The sequence below is a fragment of the Stenotrophomonas sp. 22692 genome (assembly GCF_052045015.1).
In the GTDB taxonomy this organism is placed as follows: Bacteria; Pseudomonadota; Gammaproteobacteria; order Xanthomonadales; family Xanthomonadaceae; genus Stenotrophomonas; species Stenotrophomonas geniculata.
On the sequence record NZ_JBQEMR010000016.1, the window covers coordinates 48666 to 63722 of the forward strand.

A 15057-nucleotide genomic window follows, 5' to 3' on the forward strand; every position below is an offset into this window, starting at 1 on the left:
CCATGCTCGGCTCAGGCCGCCGGAAGCACAGCCGAGCATGGGCTCGGCTCTACAGAAAGCGATGCAAAGAAAAACGCCGGCTTGCGCCGGCGTTTTCCGTTCCCAGCAGGATCGCAATTACGGGGCCTTCTGGATCACCGCACATGCCAGGCGCGCGCCGGCGTTGCCGGTCGGCTGGGTCTTGTAGTCGTCCGCGTCAGCGTGGACGATCAGGCCACGGCCGATGATGTCGAAGTCATCACCCTTGCCGATGTTGACGTTGCTCGACACCGGGCCGTCGATGGTGGCCACGCCCTTGTCGTCGGCCTTGATGTTGGGCATGTCGCCACCGTGGTGCGGATCAGCGGACACGCTGCCGTGATCCTGCTTGCCCGGGTTGAAGTGGCCACCGGCGCTCATGCCGTCCGGGGCGCTGCAGTCGCCCTTCTCGTGGATGTGGAAGCCGTGCTCGCTGCCCGGCTTCAGGCCGCTGATCTGGCCGGTCACGTGGACCTTGCCGTCAACCACCTTGAAGGTGACGCTGCCCTTGGTCTCGTTACCCTGGGTCGGTGCCAGTTCGGCGGTGGCGGTGGCATCGGTGGCCGCTGCAGCGGCCGGCGCCGGCGTTGCGGCCGGTTCGGTGGTGGCGCCGTCGGCCGGTGCGGCCGGCGGGGTTTCAGCCTGCGGCGCGGCCGGCTGCTGGCTGCAGGCCGCCAGGCCCAGTGCAGCAATGGCTGCGAACAGCGACGTGTGGATCAAACGCATGGAATCTCTCCCTGGATGATGCCTGCAGTGATCAGCGGACAACCCGGATCACGCCACAGGCGATGCGGACGCCGGCATTGCCGGCGGGCTGGCTGCGATAGTCGTCGGCGTTGGCATGCACGACCAGTGCACGTCCGGCGATATCGGTGGCGGCGCCTCCGCCAAGGGTAACGCCCTTGAGGTGGATATCGACGTTGGCGCGGCCCTGGGCGTCGGCACGCAGATTGTCCATGTCGCCCAGGTGGTGCTTGCCGGTGCCGGCGCGGCCATGCGCAGCGCCACCGGGATTGAAGTGATTGCCGGCACTGCTGGCATCCACCGCGCTGCAGTCGCCACGCTCATGGATGTGGAAGCCGGCCTGCTGCATCGGCTGCAGGCCACCGATCAGGCCGGTGATGTGGAGGCCACCGGGCTCCACCATCAGCGCGATGCGACCACTGACGATACTGGCCGAGGCCGGCGAGAGATTGGCCTCGGCCTGTTTCGCGGCGCTGACCACGGTCGGTGGTGGCGGGGTGGGCTCGGCCTTCTTCGGCGCGCTGCCACAGGCAGACAGCAGCACGGCGGCGGACAACGGCAGGATGGCAAAGGACAGACGCATCGAAGACTCCTTGCAGGTGACACTACGGACGGCATCGTCCATGAACGATCAACGGTTCGGCAAGCGGGCGCGAGGATCGCGTGCAGGGACCGTTCAATGGCCCCCGCGGCGGCGGCCAGCGCCCAGCTTGCGGGTAAGGGTATTGCGGCCCAGGCCCAGGCGGGCAGCGGCTTCGGCACGACGGCCATGGGTGATCTGGAGCGCGGCCTCCAGCAGGGCATGGTCGACCCGCTCACGCACCTGCGCGTGCAACCCTTCCACGCCTTCGGCCAGCTGACGGCGTGCCCATTCGGCCAGCAGCGCTTCCCACTGGCCGGGATCGGCACCGCTGGTGCTGCCGCGACGGCCGCGCGTGCGGTTCAGCGCGGTATCGACGTCGGCCACGCCGATGGTGTCGGCGGCGGCCAACGCCGCCATCCGCCAGCACACGTTTTCCAGTTCGCGCACGTTGCCCGGCCAGTCGTGTTCGCGCAGCGCCTGCAGTGCGGCAGCGGTCAGGCGCTTCGGCGGCGTATCCAGCTTGCGCGCGGCGGCGGCCAGGAAGGTGCTGGCCAGTTGCGCGATGTCCTCGCGGCGCTCACGCAGCGGCGGCAGCTGCAGGCGCACCACGTCCAGGCGGTGCAGCAGGTCGGCGCGGAACTTTCCCTGTGCAACCAGGCCTTCCAGATCCTGGTGGGTGGCGGCGACCACGCGCACATCGACGCGGATCAGTTCGCGGCCACCCACGCGGAAGAACTCGCCCTGCGCCAGCACGCGCAGCAGGCGCGTCTGCAGCGGCAGCGGCATGTCGCCGATCTCATCGAGGAACAGCGTGCCGCCGTCGGCCTGTTCGAAGCGGCCGATATGGCGGCGCTGCGCGCCGGTGAAGGCACCAGCCTCGTGGCCGAACAACTCGCTTTCCAGCAGCTCGGACGGGATTGCAGCGGTATTGAGCGCGACGAACGGCCCCTGCGCGCGCGGCGATTCGCGATGCAGCGCATTGGCCACCAGCTCCTTGCCGGTGCCGGTCTCGCCGGTGATCAGCACCGCCAGCGGCGCCTGCGCCAGGCGGCCGATGGCACGGAACAGCGCGCGCATTGGCGGGGTATCGCCCACCAGTTGCGGCGGTTGGTCGCTATGCGCTTCCGCCGCAGGTGTGGGCGCCGCCAGTGCCGGCGCAATTGCCGGCAGCACACGCTGCGCCAGCGCCACCGCGTCGTCCAGGTCGAACGGTTTGGACAGGAATTCATGCGCGCCACCACGGAACGCACCGGCCGTGCTGGCCACATCGGTATAGGCCGACATCACCACCACCGGCAGCTGCGGCAATGCGGCTTTCAGCTTGTCCAGCAGCACCAGGCCGTCGTCGCCGGGCATGCGCACGTCGGTGAACAGCAGCGCCGGCGGTGGGCCCTCGTTCAACGCCTGCAACGCGGGCGCAGCGCTGTCGAAATCGACGACCTGGTAGCCCGCCTCGCGCAGCGCGGTGCACAGCACGAAGCGCACGGCACGATCGTCATCGACCACCCAGATGCGCTGCGGGGACGAAGAAGACTCAGACATCGCGCGGGGCCTCCTCGGCCGGGGCGGTGCCACTGACGATCGGCAGCAGCAGGGTGAACACGGTATGGCCCGGGCGCGAGCGGTAGGTCAGCGTGCCGCGGTGCTCGCGCGCCACCTGCTGGGCCAGCGCCAGGCCCAGGCCAGTGCCTTCGGCACGGCCACTGACCAGCGGCAGGAACAGGTGCTCGGCCAGTTCCTCGGGTACACCACGGCCGTCGTCGGCAATTTCCAGGCGCAACGCCAGCGTGTGCAGCTGCTCGGCGATGCGCACGCCATGCTCCACGCGGGTACGCAGGGTGATGTTGCCGGCACCGGCCTGGATCGCGTTGCGCACCAGGTTCCACACCGCCTGGGTGAGGCGGTCGGCGTCGCCATGGAATTCGGGAATGCTGGGGTCGTAGTCGCGCTGCAGGCGTACCGCCCAGCCGGCCTCGTTCTCGGCCAGTCGCAGCACGCGCTCAAGCGCGGCATGGATGTTCAGTTCGGCATGCGGCGCGGCCGGGGCCGGCGACAGCAGCTGGTCGAGCAGGCCGTTGAGGCGCTCGATCTCCGAGCCGATCAGTTCGATCAGCTCGCGTTCGCTGGCATCGCGCTGGGCCGCGCGGCGGGCCAGCAGCTGGGCCGCGCCCTTCAGCCCGGCCAGCGGGTTGCGCAGCTCGTGGGCCAGCCCCTTCAGCGCTGCACTGAGCGCGCTGGGCAGGGCCTGGGTCGGGTCCAGCCCGGGAAATTCATCGACCGGATGCGCTTCCAGCAGCCAGCCGCCATCGTCGCGGCGGCTCATCCAGCCCTCAGCGAAGCGCGGGGCCTCGCCGGGCACCGCCAGCGCCAGCCGGTTCAGGCGCAGGCTGTCGCGTTCATCGCGGGCCAGGAAATGGGCCAGTGCCTCGCCCTGGACTTCCAGTGCGGCCAGCGGCCGACCCAACAGGCGCCGGACGCTGACGCCCAGCCAGCGGGCGAAAGCCGGATTGCAGCCGGCAATGCAGCCATCGGCCCCGGCCCAGGCCAGCGGCGTGCCGAGGGCATCAAGGGACGGCGAGGGTGCGGGGTCGGACATTGCACCAATGTAGTGCAAAACGTGGGTTCGGGGTCAGAGCCCTTTCCGTCAGGAAAGGGCTCTGACCCCTGCCGCAGGTCGAGCAGGCTCGACCACTACCGGGTGCGTGGCCGATTACAGCTTCATGTTCAGGCCAACGAACACGCTGCGGCCCGGGGCAGGCGAGAACATCGGGCGGGCGCTGTCCCAGAAGAAGCTGTCGTACCAGGCGTAGGCGTACTCGCGGCCGGTGACGTTCTTCAGCTGCAGGTCCACGCTCCAGCGCGGGTTGATCTGGTACGCGGCGCTGAGGTCGAGCACGGCGAAGCCTCCGAACTTGCCGGCCGCGTTGCGCTCTTCCAGGTAGTAATCGCCCTGTGCACGCGCCTGCAGGCCCAGCCGCAGCGCATCAGTGGCGCGGTAGTCCACGCCCAGATTGCTGATGTGGCGCGGGGTGGCGGCCACTTCGCGGCCCTGCAGGGAAACGCTGGCATCGCGGTCGTCGCGGGTGATCTTCGCTTCCTGGTAGGCGTGCGAGGCCCAGACCGTCCAGTCGTCGCCCATCTGCAGGCTCAGCTGCGCATCCACGCCGCGTCGGCGGGTCTTGCCCAAGGTGACCGTCGTACCGGTAGCCGGCATGTTGGATACCTCGTTCTCCGCATCCTGCTGCCACACCGCCAGGCGTGCCTGGCTGCCGGCAAACGGCTGGAATTTCAGGCCCAGCTCCGTGCCGGTGTTGGTGGACGGCTGCATCGGCGCCTGCCCCGGGGTGAGGTAGGCCGGTGCGGTGGAGCCGGTCAGTACCTGGAAGGTGCGGCCCCAGTTCGCGTAGACGTGGGTGGTCTGGCCCAGGCTGTGGATGACGCTCAGCTTGGGCTGGCCGATCGTGCCGTAGTCCTGCAGGCGGCCGCTGATCCCGCTCATCAGGTGCGTGCTACCACTGAAGCGGTCGATACGGTAGGCCGGCACGATCTTCCACGCCTCGCCGGGCTGGTAGATGGCCTGCACGTAGGCACCCCAGTTGTCGAAGCTGTGGCGGTCGTTGTTCTGCACGCGCGCCGGTGCCTGGCTGAAATCGGTGGGTTCGGCGTAGGCGTAGCGCTCGCGGACGTAGCCGTTGTCCTGCTGCTCGTAGTTCAGGCCGCCTTCGACGGTAAGCGCGGGGCTGGCCTGCCAGGTGAGCGTGCTGAGCAGGCCGGTCTGGCGCTCATCCCACACGCGGCGCTGACGCGGCAGGTTGCCGGTGGGCAGGTCGCTGAAGGTCACGCGGCGGTCGTCTTCGTAGCGGTTGTAGTACAGCCGCGTGCCGAAGGCGAGCGCGTCGGACAGCTTCAGGTCCACGTGCGCAGCGATCTGCCGCATGTCGCGGTCATCGCCATCGTTGCCGTTGCGCAGGTCGCTGCCACGACGATGCGTGCGCAGTTCGTCGGCCGTCATGAAGCCGGGTTCGTCCGCTTCGTGGTGGTAGGCGCGCGCGATCAGGCCCACGCGCAGGCCGTTGTCCAGCGACCCGTAGAACCATTTGCCACCCAGCGAATACTTCTTCGAGGTGTCGTGGTCGCGGTACCCATCGCTGGCCTGGGTGCCGACGAAGTAGTTCTGCGCGAAGCCATTGCTTTCGCGGCCGATCGCCAGCTGCGCATCGCGGGTGTTGTAGCTGCCGTAGGCCAGCCGCGCATCGGTGTAGTCGCCGCCCTGGCGCGTACCGAAGTTCACGTTGCCGCCGATGTTGTGCAGGCCGTAGCGCGGGTCGTTGGTTCCGCGCACCACTTCGATGTAGCTGATCTCCAGCGGGAACAGCATGTCGATGAAGCGCTGGTTGCCGCTGTTGACGTTGCTGGGGATGCCGTCGATGAGGGTCTTGATGGCGTTGAGGTAGCCCTCGCCGTTGAAGGCGCGGAAGCTGACCTTGCCCGATTCGGCCCCCTGCCGGGTTTCGGTGAGCTGGATGCCGGGCATCTGCCCCAGCAGTTCCCAGCTGTGCGAGACGTTGCGGTCTTCGATCTGGTCCGCGCCCAGCACGTCCACCGAGGTCAGCACCTGGTGTGCGCTGAGCTGGCCTTCGCCATGCTGGTGCACCTGCACCTTGCCGAGGGTGAGCGCGGCATCGGCGGACTGTGCGAAAGCTTCAGGGGCGAACGGAGCGGCCGCGAGGGCGGCCACCAGCGTGGAGGTCTTCATGGGGGGGAAGGGCGCGGATGAAATGTAATCATATAACATTTCACACGCCTGCCATGTAGAGTCCAGCCATGCTCGGCGGCTACTGGCAAACAGCAGTCGAGCATGGCTCGACTCTACACAGCGGGGTGGAGCGGTGCTTACACCGGGTAGCCGGTGGCTTCCCTGGCCTTCTTCCAGGCGCTTTCGAATTCGCGCGCGGAGATTTCGTCGTCCTCGTCGAAATCCAGGAACGACACCGGCTGGTCGGCCAGCAGGAAGCGGTCGTCGCTGTGGGCATGCTCGTCGGCCCAGACCATCTTGGTGCCGTAGATTTCCACCTGGCGCACGATCTTCTCGCCGCGTGCTTCCATCAGCACGTTGCCCTTGCCCAGGCCCGATTCGGCCCAGTGCTTGTAGTACTTCTTTGCGGCGGATTTCGCGCCGGATCTTGCGTTGTGCTTTGCGTAGGTCATTGCGGAGGTCCTGGCCGCAGACGCGGCCGGAAAGTTCGGAATGGCGCCATTATCGCCCGACCTTGCAGCACGCAGGTGAGCGCTTCATTGGGCCGGCGCCGGCAACGCCACGCCCTTCGGCCACAGCATCCAGATGTTGCCCTTCTGCTTCATGTCACCGGCCAGCTTGCCGGCGGCATCGCCGCTGCCCCAGTACAGGTCGGCGCGCACTTCACCGGCGATGGCACCGCCGGTGTCCTGCGCGGCCACCGGGCGCACCACCGGGCTGCCGTCCGGGCGCGTGGTGGACAGCCACAGCAGGCTGCCCAGCGGCACCACGGTGCGGTCCACTGCCACGCTGTAACCGGCGGTGAGCGGCACGTTCAGTGAACCGCGTGGACCTTCCGGGCTGTCCGGGTTGCGCACGAAAAACACGTAGCTGGGATTGCTGCGCAGCAGTTCCGGCACGCGTGCGGGATTGGCTCGGGCCCAGGTGCGGATGGCGTCCATGGTGACGTCTTCCTTCTTCAGCTGGCCCTGGTCCACCAGCCAGCGACCGATGGCGCGGTACGGGTGGCCATTCTGTTCTGCATAGGCCAGCCGCACCTGCGTGCCATCGCCCAGTCGCACCCGGCCGGATCCCTGGATCTGCAGCAGCTGCAGGTCCATCGGATCAGTCAGCCAGGCCAGCACCGGCGCCTTGGCGCCCTTGGCCGCGATGGTACCGGCGTCGTCATAGGGCTTGAGCACCTTGCCTTCGACGCGCCCGCGCAAACGCTTGCCCTTCAGTTCCGGGTAGAGGCTCTCCAGCTGCACCACCACCAGATCATCCGGCGTGCCGTACACCGGCACCGTGGCAGTGGCCGTGCGGGTGAGGCTGCCGGGATAGATCGGTTCGTAGTAGCCGGTAATGAGCCCGTCGGCCTGGTGGCCGCCGGCACGCAGTGCATAGACATCCAAATCGCGCTGCAGGAACTGGCGGATCGCGGCCGGGTCCTTGTCCGCCACCGTCGCGGCGGTGGCGCAGGGTCTGGCCCAGACTGCATCGTTCTTCAGGCGGGTGCAGCTGCTGCGCCAGGCAACGAAGCCGGCCTGCAGATCGCTGTCGGAGACCGGCGGCAGTGCGCTCCATGCGACCTTGGCGTAGGTGGCCGCCGGCGGTGTGACGGCCGTCGGCACTTCGGATCCGGTGCGGGGGGCGGTGGTGGAACAACCAGCAAGCACGGCAAGCGCAAGAAGACTCCAGCACGTGCGGTTGAAGGGGGCGATGAGGTCAGTCATTGCCCCAATGTAGTGCAATCGGGCGTGGCGCAGGACCGGGATCGCATCCTGCGCCACACGACGGCCTTATCGCTTGCCGCCCAGCGACTCACTGCTGTGGGTGGCGAACACCGGCGGCGGCACGTCCAGCACGGTGTCGCTCACGGCGCGGCCAGCGAGGAAGTCGACGATGTTGCGGGCGATGGCGGGGTTGCCGGTCCACAGCTCGTTGTGGTGGCTTGCATTGCGCACCAGCAGCGCGTGGCCGTTGCTGAACCCCGGCAGCAGTGCAGCGGCATTGGCCGGGGGCGTGCGTCCATCCAGCGTGCCGCTGATGAACAGCACCGGCACCTCACTGTGTAGCGGCCGGCGGAAGCCCTCACCCAGATCGGCCAGGCCGAGGCCTTCGCCGATGGCCGGGAAGGGGAAGTTCAGCCCGTCGCCGAACAGGCTCTGGCGTGCCTGTGCTTCGGCCAGCGCCCGGCGCTGCGGGCTCTGCCCGGAAGCAACGTCCATCGCCAGGCCCATGGCCGGGAACTGTGCGAACTGGGCGCGCCCGATCAGCACCAGGTCTGCCAGCGGATCGTAGTTGCCGCGCTCGGCCTCGCGCAGCACCAACGGCAGCCATTGCTGGGTGATGCGCTGCCCCAGCATGTTGGCGATGACGATCTGCGCGTCGTACAGGCCGATGGTGACCTGCTTGCCCGCATGCATGTGGCTGCGGCCCTGCCGCGGCTGCTCACGCAGCGCTTGCAGCACGCGGGTGACCGATCCGGCGAGATCGTCGAAGCCGTCTTTGCGCGCAAGCACTGTCAGCTCCTGCAGCAGCGCGTCGCTGCTCAGCGGCAGCTTCAGCGTATCGTCGGGCCCTTCGGACCCCATCAGCACCACGCGCTCCAGACCGGCACCATGCAGGCGTACCGTGGCCAAGGCCAGATGGGTGCCGTAGCTCATGCCCCACAGGCTGATCTTCGGCACGTCCAGCGCGCGCCGCAGGTCGTCGAGGTCACCGGCACTCTCGGCCGTGGTGTAAGCGCCGAGATCGACGCCGGCCTGACGCCAGAACGCTACACACTTCGCCGCCGTGGCCTGCACTGCGGCCAGGGCCGTATCGCGCTGCAGGGGTTGGGCGTCGTCGAAACGTGTTTCATGCGGACATTCCGGCGGCGGCTCGGACTGGCCGGCGCCGCGCTGGTCGAGCAGCAGCACGTCGGATTCGCGCCGCACCTGGTCGAACACAGGCCAGCGCGGACCCCGTGCAGTGTCGATACCGGAACCACCCGGACCACCCGCCAGGTAGACCACCGGTGCCGCGCGGCCATTGCCGGCCGTCGCGCGCAGGCGCACCACCTTCAGGTGCAGGCGCGGACCGTCCGGCTCGCTGTGCCGACGCGGCACCTCCAGCGTGGCGATCTCGGCGGGAATATCGCCATGGCCCTTGGTCTGCAGTGTGTAGGGCTCGAATGTCAGCGCCGCCGGACTGGCCTGCGCGGGAAGGGCCGCGGCCAGGGCCAGGCAGAGCACGGCGAGGGTGGCAGCCACGACAGGGCGACGAACCTGGAAACGGCCGGCGGAGGTAGAGGCGCTGCGGGTCATGTTGGGCTCCGATGGAAGGATGTGCACCGCCAGCATCTGCTCCCTCGCCGCGCTGCGGGCGCGTCCATCTGCCGAACGTCTCCAGACGGCAGCCCAATGTCTCCGCGCAGCCGATACGATGGCCGCCATGCAGATCCTACGAACCCTGGCTGTCCTCGTTGTATTGCTTGCGGCCGTCGCCGCGTGGCTGATCGCGACGACGCCCCCGCCCGGAATGGTGCAGCTGCGCGGGGCGGAGATGGCACCTGCGAACCTCGGAGCATCCGGCCCCCTGCCGACGCGACCGGCGCAGGACCTGGCTTGGCAGCCACTGGACCAACGCGCGCTGGCGCGCTGGCGCGGCCCGTACTGGCTGCGCTGGCATGTGCCTGCGCCGGCTGTCGCCGGTGATCACGGCCGCGCCCTGCGACTGTCGCTGCGCGCGGCCAGCCAGCTGTACTGGAATGGCACACCGTGGATCAGCAATGGCGTGGTCGGCCGTACCGCCGAAGAAGAGCGGCCGGGACGCATCGACATCGTCCGCGTGCTGCCGCCTCCTTCGGCCAACGCCAGCGATGAGCTGGTGGCGCTTGCGTCCAGCCAACAGCAACGCTTTGCTCTGCATGGTGCCGATGCGATGGTACTGATCGCGCCTGCCGCCGTGCTGTACGGCCAGGTGATCCTGCCGTGGCTGATCGCCGCGTTCGCCACCGGTGCGCTGGCGGCAGCGTGCCTGTACTTCCTGGCCGTGCTGCGGGGACAGGCGCACAAACCCGGCGCGCGGCTGCTGCTGGCGCTGGGGGTGGTGGGACTTGCACTGCCCGCGGTCGAGGCGTGGCGATCACTGCTGGGCTACACCTACCCGTGGCACGGCGTTCGCCTGGTCGCGCTGCTTGCACTGCATGTCATCGCGGCCGTGCTGCTGCCAGCCTATCTTGCGCGTCGCTTCGAGGTGGTCGTGCCCAAGGCAAGTGGTTTCATCTATCTGGCGCTGATCATGGCCGCGGCCATCGCATTGCCCGGCTTCGACACCCGCTCAGCGGCGGTGCTGCTGTTGAGCCTGCTCGCCTCGGTGTGGGTGCTGCTGCGCACGCCTGCGGGGCAGGAAGACCGATGGCCGATCCTGGCGCTGCTGTCTGCCGGCTTGCTCGCGCTGCTGGTCGCACGCGGCGCCTTCCTTGATGGCCCTTACTTCCTGCTGCTGGCGGTGCTGATGGTGTTCCTGCTACTGCGCCACGCTGCCCAGTTGCAGGCGCTAGACCGGCACAACGCCCGGCTGCGCGAAGAACGCGCGCAGCTGTCGTTGCAGTTGTTGCAACGGGGTATCCAGCCGCATTGGCTGATGAACACGCTGACCTGCCTGCAGGAGCTGATCGAACAGTCACCGATGCGCGCCAGCCTCCTGGTGGAGTTATTGGCTGATCAGTTCGATCGCCTGCGCGACAGCAGCAGCCGCCAGAGCGTACCCCTGCAGGACGAGTTGGCGTTGTGCCGCAGCCATCTGGATATCGTCGGTCTTGCTCTGGACCGGCGCATGATGCTGGACGTCGAGGGCGAGGATGCGGCGATTTCGTTGCCGCCCGGCATCCTGCATGCGCAGGTGGAAAATGCACTGACCCATGCCGGTGCTGTCGCCTGTGCACTGCACCCTTTCCGCCTGCGCGTGCAGCGCGACAACGCGCGCTGGATACTGGAACTGCACAGTGCGCGAGGCTCGGCCCCGCATCGCGGACGTGGCACCGGCACGCGCTACATCGAGGCCAGTCTGGCGGCAGCCAGCCCCGCCGGCTGGAGCTTCGTGCAGGGCATCGACGGTGACCACTGGTGTGGCCGGATCGAGCTGACATGCGCATCCTGATCGTCGAGGACGAGCCGCTGGTGCGACAGCGCCTCCTGCGCCTGTGCGGCGAGGTGGCCGGTGCACGGGCGCGTTTCGATGCGGTGGCCGATCTGGAAGCGGCCGGCGACCGCTTGCAGCGCAGCGTCTACGACGGCCTGCTGCTGGACCTCAACCTTGGCGGCGACGATGGCTTCGAGCTGCTGCGCCGCGCCGTGGCCGGGCGCTACCAGTGCGTGGTGGTGTCGGCACACCGCGAGCGCGCATTGCAGGCGTTCGAACACGGCGTACTCGACTTCGTACCCAAGCCCTTCTCACGCGAGCGCCTTGCCCAGGCGCTGGAACGCCTGCTCGATACCGGTGGCGTCCGCGCCGGTCGCGCGCGGTATCTGGGCATCTGGCGTGCGCAGGGTACAGCGACCGTCGAACTGGCGGATGTGCTGTGGATACGCGCCGACGGCGACTACAGCCAGGTGCGCCTGCGCGACGGTGGCAGTGAACTGCATGACAAATCCCTGGCCGCGCTGGCCAGCGTGCTGCCTGCGGATTTCGTCCGCTGCCATCGTTCCTACCTGGTCAACCTGCGCCAGGTGCGTACCCTGCATGCGGCCTCGGGCAGCCGCTACTGGCTGGTGCTGAGCGACGGCAGCGAGTTGCCTGTTGGGCGCGCGCATGTGGCGGCACTGCGCAGCGAGCTGGGGATGGAGTGAGGCTGCCAGCCATGGGCTGGCACTACTGGCTCATGGGGTCTGCAGCAGCAGTGAATGCAGGATGCGGGCGTCCTCGGCATCCAGCGTCTTCGGCAAGTCGTCGCGGCCACGGAAACGGCGGTGGAAGGCGGCGACGGTGGCTTCGCGGTTGTCCAGCGGATAGCCGAAGCGGGCCAGTGCATTCCACGCATCGAAGCCTTCCGGCGCAGCACCATCCGCAGCGCGCGGCCAGACCCCGAACCCGGCCTCGGCCAGCTGCTGCCAGGGGAAGAAGCGGCTCGGATCCTGCTTGCGCGTCGGTGCCAGGTCGGCGTGGGCGATCACCTGGCGCGGCGGGATGTTCAACCGGGTGGTGAGATCGCGAAGCAGCACGATCAGCGATTCGATCTGCGCCGCACTGAACGGGCTGCGGCCATCGTTGTCGAGTTCGATGCCGATCGAGGCCGAATTGAGATCGGTGATGGTGCCCCAGCGTCCGGCCCCCGCATGCCAGGCGCGGCGCACATCGGCCACCAGCTGGTAGCGATGGCCATCGGCGCCGATCAGGTAGTGCGCGCTGACCGGTCCACCACTGTTGGCCGTGCGCAGCGTGTGCAGGCTCTGCTGCACCGATTTCTGCTCGGTGTGGTGGATGACGATGATGACCGGCGTGCGCGCGTTCTGGTTGGGCGATGGCACCCAGGTGGCGAGCGGGTTGCGGGTTTCCTGCGGCGTGGAGGCGCAGGCGGCCAGCAGCAGGCAGGCCGAGAGCATCAGGGACGTGCGGATCGGGTGCATGGCCTGATTGTGCGCGATCGGGCGCGATGATGCATGCCGCCGTGCCGAGCAAGCTTGGGACCCACCAGAGAGGATGCGGTAGATCCACGCCATGTGTGGATGGGCTACCGGCTGTGCCGACCAACGGTCGGCACCCACCAGAGCAGACCCAGACCCCGTGCCAAGCAAGCTTGGCACCTACCAGAACGAGGACAGTGGAAGTGCCGACCAACGGTCGGCACCCACCTCGTCCATGCACCGCTACTTCAGGCCTCGTAGGCCGATTCGCCGTGCGAGGTCACATCCAGGCCGGTGCGCTCTGCCTCTTCGGTCACGCGCAGGCCGACCACGACCTTGACCACCAGCAGGATGACCGCGGTCACCACGGCCGACCACACCACGGTGAGACCGACACTGACCACCTGCACCCAGACCTGGTGCGCGATATCCAGATCGGCCTTGGTGCCACCCAGCGACTGTGCACTGAACACGCCGGTAAGGATCGCGCCGACGATGCCGCCGACGCCATGCACACCGAACACGTCGGCGGTGTCGTCCACCTTCAGCAGGCGCTTGAGGCCGGTCACGCCCCACACGCAGACCACGCCGGCGACGAAGCCGATGACGATCGCGCCGAGCGGACCGACGGTGCCGCAGGCCGGGGTGATGCCGACCAGGCCGGCCACCGCGCCCGAGGCGGCGCCCAGTGCCGACGGCTTGCCCTTGCTGATCGCTTCCACCAGCGTCCAGCCGAGTACAGCCGCAGCCGTGGCCAGCACGGTGTTGAGGAAGGCCAGTGAAGCTACGGTATCGGCTGCGGCGGCGGAGCCGGCGTTGAAGCCGAACCAACCCACCCACAGCAGCATCGCGCCGATATAGGTGAACGGCACGTTGTGCGGCTTCAGCGCGGTCTGGCCATAGCCCAGGCGCTTGCCGACGAACCATGCGGCCACCAGGCCGGCAACGCCTGCGTTGATGTGGACCACGGTGCCACCGGCGAAATCGATCGCGCCCATCTCACCCAGGTAGCCGCCCCCCCAGACGATGTGCGCCATCGGGATGTAGCTGAGGGTGAACCACAGCGCCGAGAACAGCAGCACCGCACGGAACTTGATGCGTTCGGCGAAGGCACCGACGATCAGCGCAGTGGTGATGCCCGCGAAGGTCGACTGGAAGGCGACGAACAGGTAATCCGGCAGGCCCTTGATCGGCGTGTTGCCGACCGACTCCGGAGTGAAGCCCTTGAGGAAGGCGAATTCGGTGAACGAGCCGAAGAATGGGTTGCCGGCGCTGAATACCGCACTGTAGCCGTACGCCACCCACAGCAGCAGCACCAGCGAGAACACCACCAGGATCTGGCTGAGTACCGACAGCACGTTCTTCGAACGCACCAGGCCGCCGTAGAACAGGGCAAGGCCCGGCACCACCATCAGCAGCACCAGCAGGGTGGAAGTGAGCATCCAGGCCACGTCACCGTGGTCGAACGCCGGGGCCGTTGCTTCGGCAGCGGCAGGTGCTGCGGCCACCGGGGCCTGCAACGGTTCAACCGCTACGGTTTCGCTCGGCAGCGGCGACACCTGTGCCTGGGCATGGGCGCTGCCCGGCCACGCACCGGCGGCGAACGCGCTGAGCAGCATCAACAGCCACACGACATGGAACCGGGCTTGCCACCCGGTGAGAAGGCGCATCTTCATGGGGGAGTCTCCGGAAGGGGGGTTACAGCGCGTCGGCACCGATTTCGCCGGTGCGGATGCGGATGACCTGTTCGACGGCGGTGACGAAGATCTTGCCGTCACCGATCTTGCCGGTGCCTGCCGACGACTGGATCGCTTCGATCACCGCGTCGGCACGCTCGTCGGTGACCACGGTTTCGATCTTGATCTTGGGCAGGAAATCGACGACGTACTCGGCGCCGCGATACAGCTCGGTGTGGCCCTTCTGGCGACCGAAGCCTTTCACTTCGGTCACGGTGATGCCCGACACGCCTGCGTCGGACAGGGCCTCGCGGACCTCGTCGAGCTTGAACGGCCGGATGATGGCGGAGATCAGTTTCATGCGCATGTCCCGATGGTGGATGGGGCCAGCGCGCAGACGCGCGTTGGCATCAGGCAACCCGCGGCCATCAGATGATGGCCGTGGCTGTTGCACCGGACACATACAGGGCCGGGACGGCCGTGCCTCTCTCCTTGCACGACCGACGCGGGAGGGAGGGCGGCCCTGGTCGCGTATCCGGTCTTTCTCTTGCCCCTGGATAAGCGGGCCAAAGGCCCGCGTTCCAATGCAGCGGACCGACAGTCCGCTCTACAACGGCGGGCCTGCGCCCGCCTTGCGGCTCCCCAGCCGCGAGAACGGAAGCGATGGCGGCGGGTGGGAGGGGAAGCCCACCG

At 68.1% G+C, this 15057-nt stretch carries 13 protein-coding genes; 2 read left to right on the plus strand and 11 right to left on the minus strand.

What is annotated here, in order from left to right:
- Positions 1-117: 117 nt before the first annotated feature.
- From ACTJJM_RS13185 to ACTJJM_RS13220, 8 genes are all read right to left on the minus strand, one after another.
- The gene (locus ACTJJM_RS13185; RefSeq protein ID WP_010487187.1) at positions 118-744 is read right to left on the minus strand and encodes a superoxide dismutase family protein; all 627 of its coding nucleotides are present in this window, start codon (positions 742-744) and stop codon (positions 118-120) included.
- A 31-nt stretch (positions 745-775) separates the two neighbouring features.
- Positions 776-1345, minus strand: coding sequence for a superoxide dismutase family protein (locus tag ACTJJM_RS13190; RefSeq protein ID WP_010487189.1), 570 nt, complete (start codon positions 1343-1345; stop codon positions 776-778).
- A 93-nt stretch (positions 1346-1438) separates the two neighbouring features.
- Positions 1439-2887 carry a nitrogen regulation protein NR(I) gene (ntrC, locus tag ACTJJM_RS13195; RefSeq protein ID WP_043400755.1) on the minus strand — a complete coding sequence of 483 codons (1449 nt, stop codon included), beginning with the start codon at positions 2885-2887 and terminating at the stop codon, positions 1439-1441.
- Positions 2880-3941, minus strand: coding sequence for a two-component system sensor histidine kinase NtrB (locus ACTJJM_RS13200; RefSeq protein ID WP_440865736.1), 1062 nt, complete (start codon positions 3939-3941; stop codon positions 2880-2882). The genes ntrC and ACTJJM_RS13200 overlap by 8 nt, the downstream gene beginning before the upstream one ends.
- A gap of 114 nt (positions 3942-4055) precedes the next feature.
- Entirely contained in the window at positions 4056-6101 is a 2046-nt protein-coding gene (locus ACTJJM_RS13205; protein WP_440865738.1) for a TonB-dependent receptor, read from the minus strand.
- A gap of 137 nt (positions 6102-6238) precedes the next feature.
- Positions 6239-6553, minus strand: coding sequence for a hypothetical protein (locus tag ACTJJM_RS13210; RefSeq protein ID WP_008268793.1), 315 nt, complete (start codon positions 6551-6553; stop codon positions 6239-6241).
- An 84-nt stretch (positions 6554-6637) separates the two neighbouring features.
- Positions 6638-7813, minus strand: coding sequence for a murein transglycosylase A (gene mltA / locus ACTJJM_RS13215; protein ID WP_019336493.1), 1176 nt, complete (start codon positions 7811-7813; stop codon positions 6638-6640).
- 66 nt (positions 7814-7879) lie between these two features.
- Positions 7880-9388 (minus strand): alpha/beta hydrolase, encoded by a 1509-nt coding sequence (locus ACTJJM_RS13220; protein WP_029550661.1) that lies wholly within the window; start codon positions 9386-9388, stop codon positions 7880-7882.
- A gap of 238 nt (positions 9389-9626) precedes the next feature.
- On the opposite strand from ACTJJM_RS13220, the gene ACTJJM_RS13225 reads away from it, so the two are divergent.
- Together ACTJJM_RS13225 and ACTJJM_RS13230 are read left to right on the plus strand one after the other, a co-directional pair.
- Positions 9627-11225: a histidine kinase gene (locus ACTJJM_RS13225; protein WP_440865741.1), complete on the plus strand. Its 1599-nt coding sequence runs from the start codon at positions 9627-9629 to the stop codon at positions 11223-11225.
- On the plus strand, positions 11213-11914 hold the full coding sequence (locus ACTJJM_RS13230) for a LytR/AlgR family response regulator transcription factor (RefSeq protein WP_043400767.1): 702 nt from the start codon (positions 11213-11215) through the stop codon (positions 11912-11914). The genes ACTJJM_RS13225 and ACTJJM_RS13230 overlap by 13 nt, the downstream gene beginning before the upstream one ends.
- A 30-nt stretch (positions 11915-11944) precedes the next feature.
- Here the strand turns inward: ACTJJM_RS13230 and ACTJJM_RS13235 are convergent, their stop codons facing one another.
- From ACTJJM_RS13235 to ACTJJM_RS13245, 3 genes are all read right to left on the minus strand, one after another.
- Complete coding sequence (locus ACTJJM_RS13235) at positions 11945-12691, minus strand: N-acetylmuramoyl-L-alanine amidase (RefSeq protein ID WP_043400769.1); 747 nt, start codon at positions 12689-12691, stop codon at positions 11945-11947.
- Positions 12692-12936: 245 nt separating this feature from the next.
- Entirely contained in the window at positions 12937-14364 is a 1428-nt protein-coding gene (gene amt, locus ACTJJM_RS13240; RefSeq protein WP_043400789.1) for an ammonium transporter, read from the minus strand.
- Positions 14365-14386: 22 nt separating this feature from the next.
- The gene (locus ACTJJM_RS13245) at positions 14387-14725 is read right to left on the minus strand and encodes a P-II family nitrogen regulator (protein WP_004134334.1); all 339 of its coding nucleotides are present in this window, start codon (positions 14723-14725) and stop codon (positions 14387-14389) included.
- Positions 14726-15057: the final 332 nt, after the last annotated feature.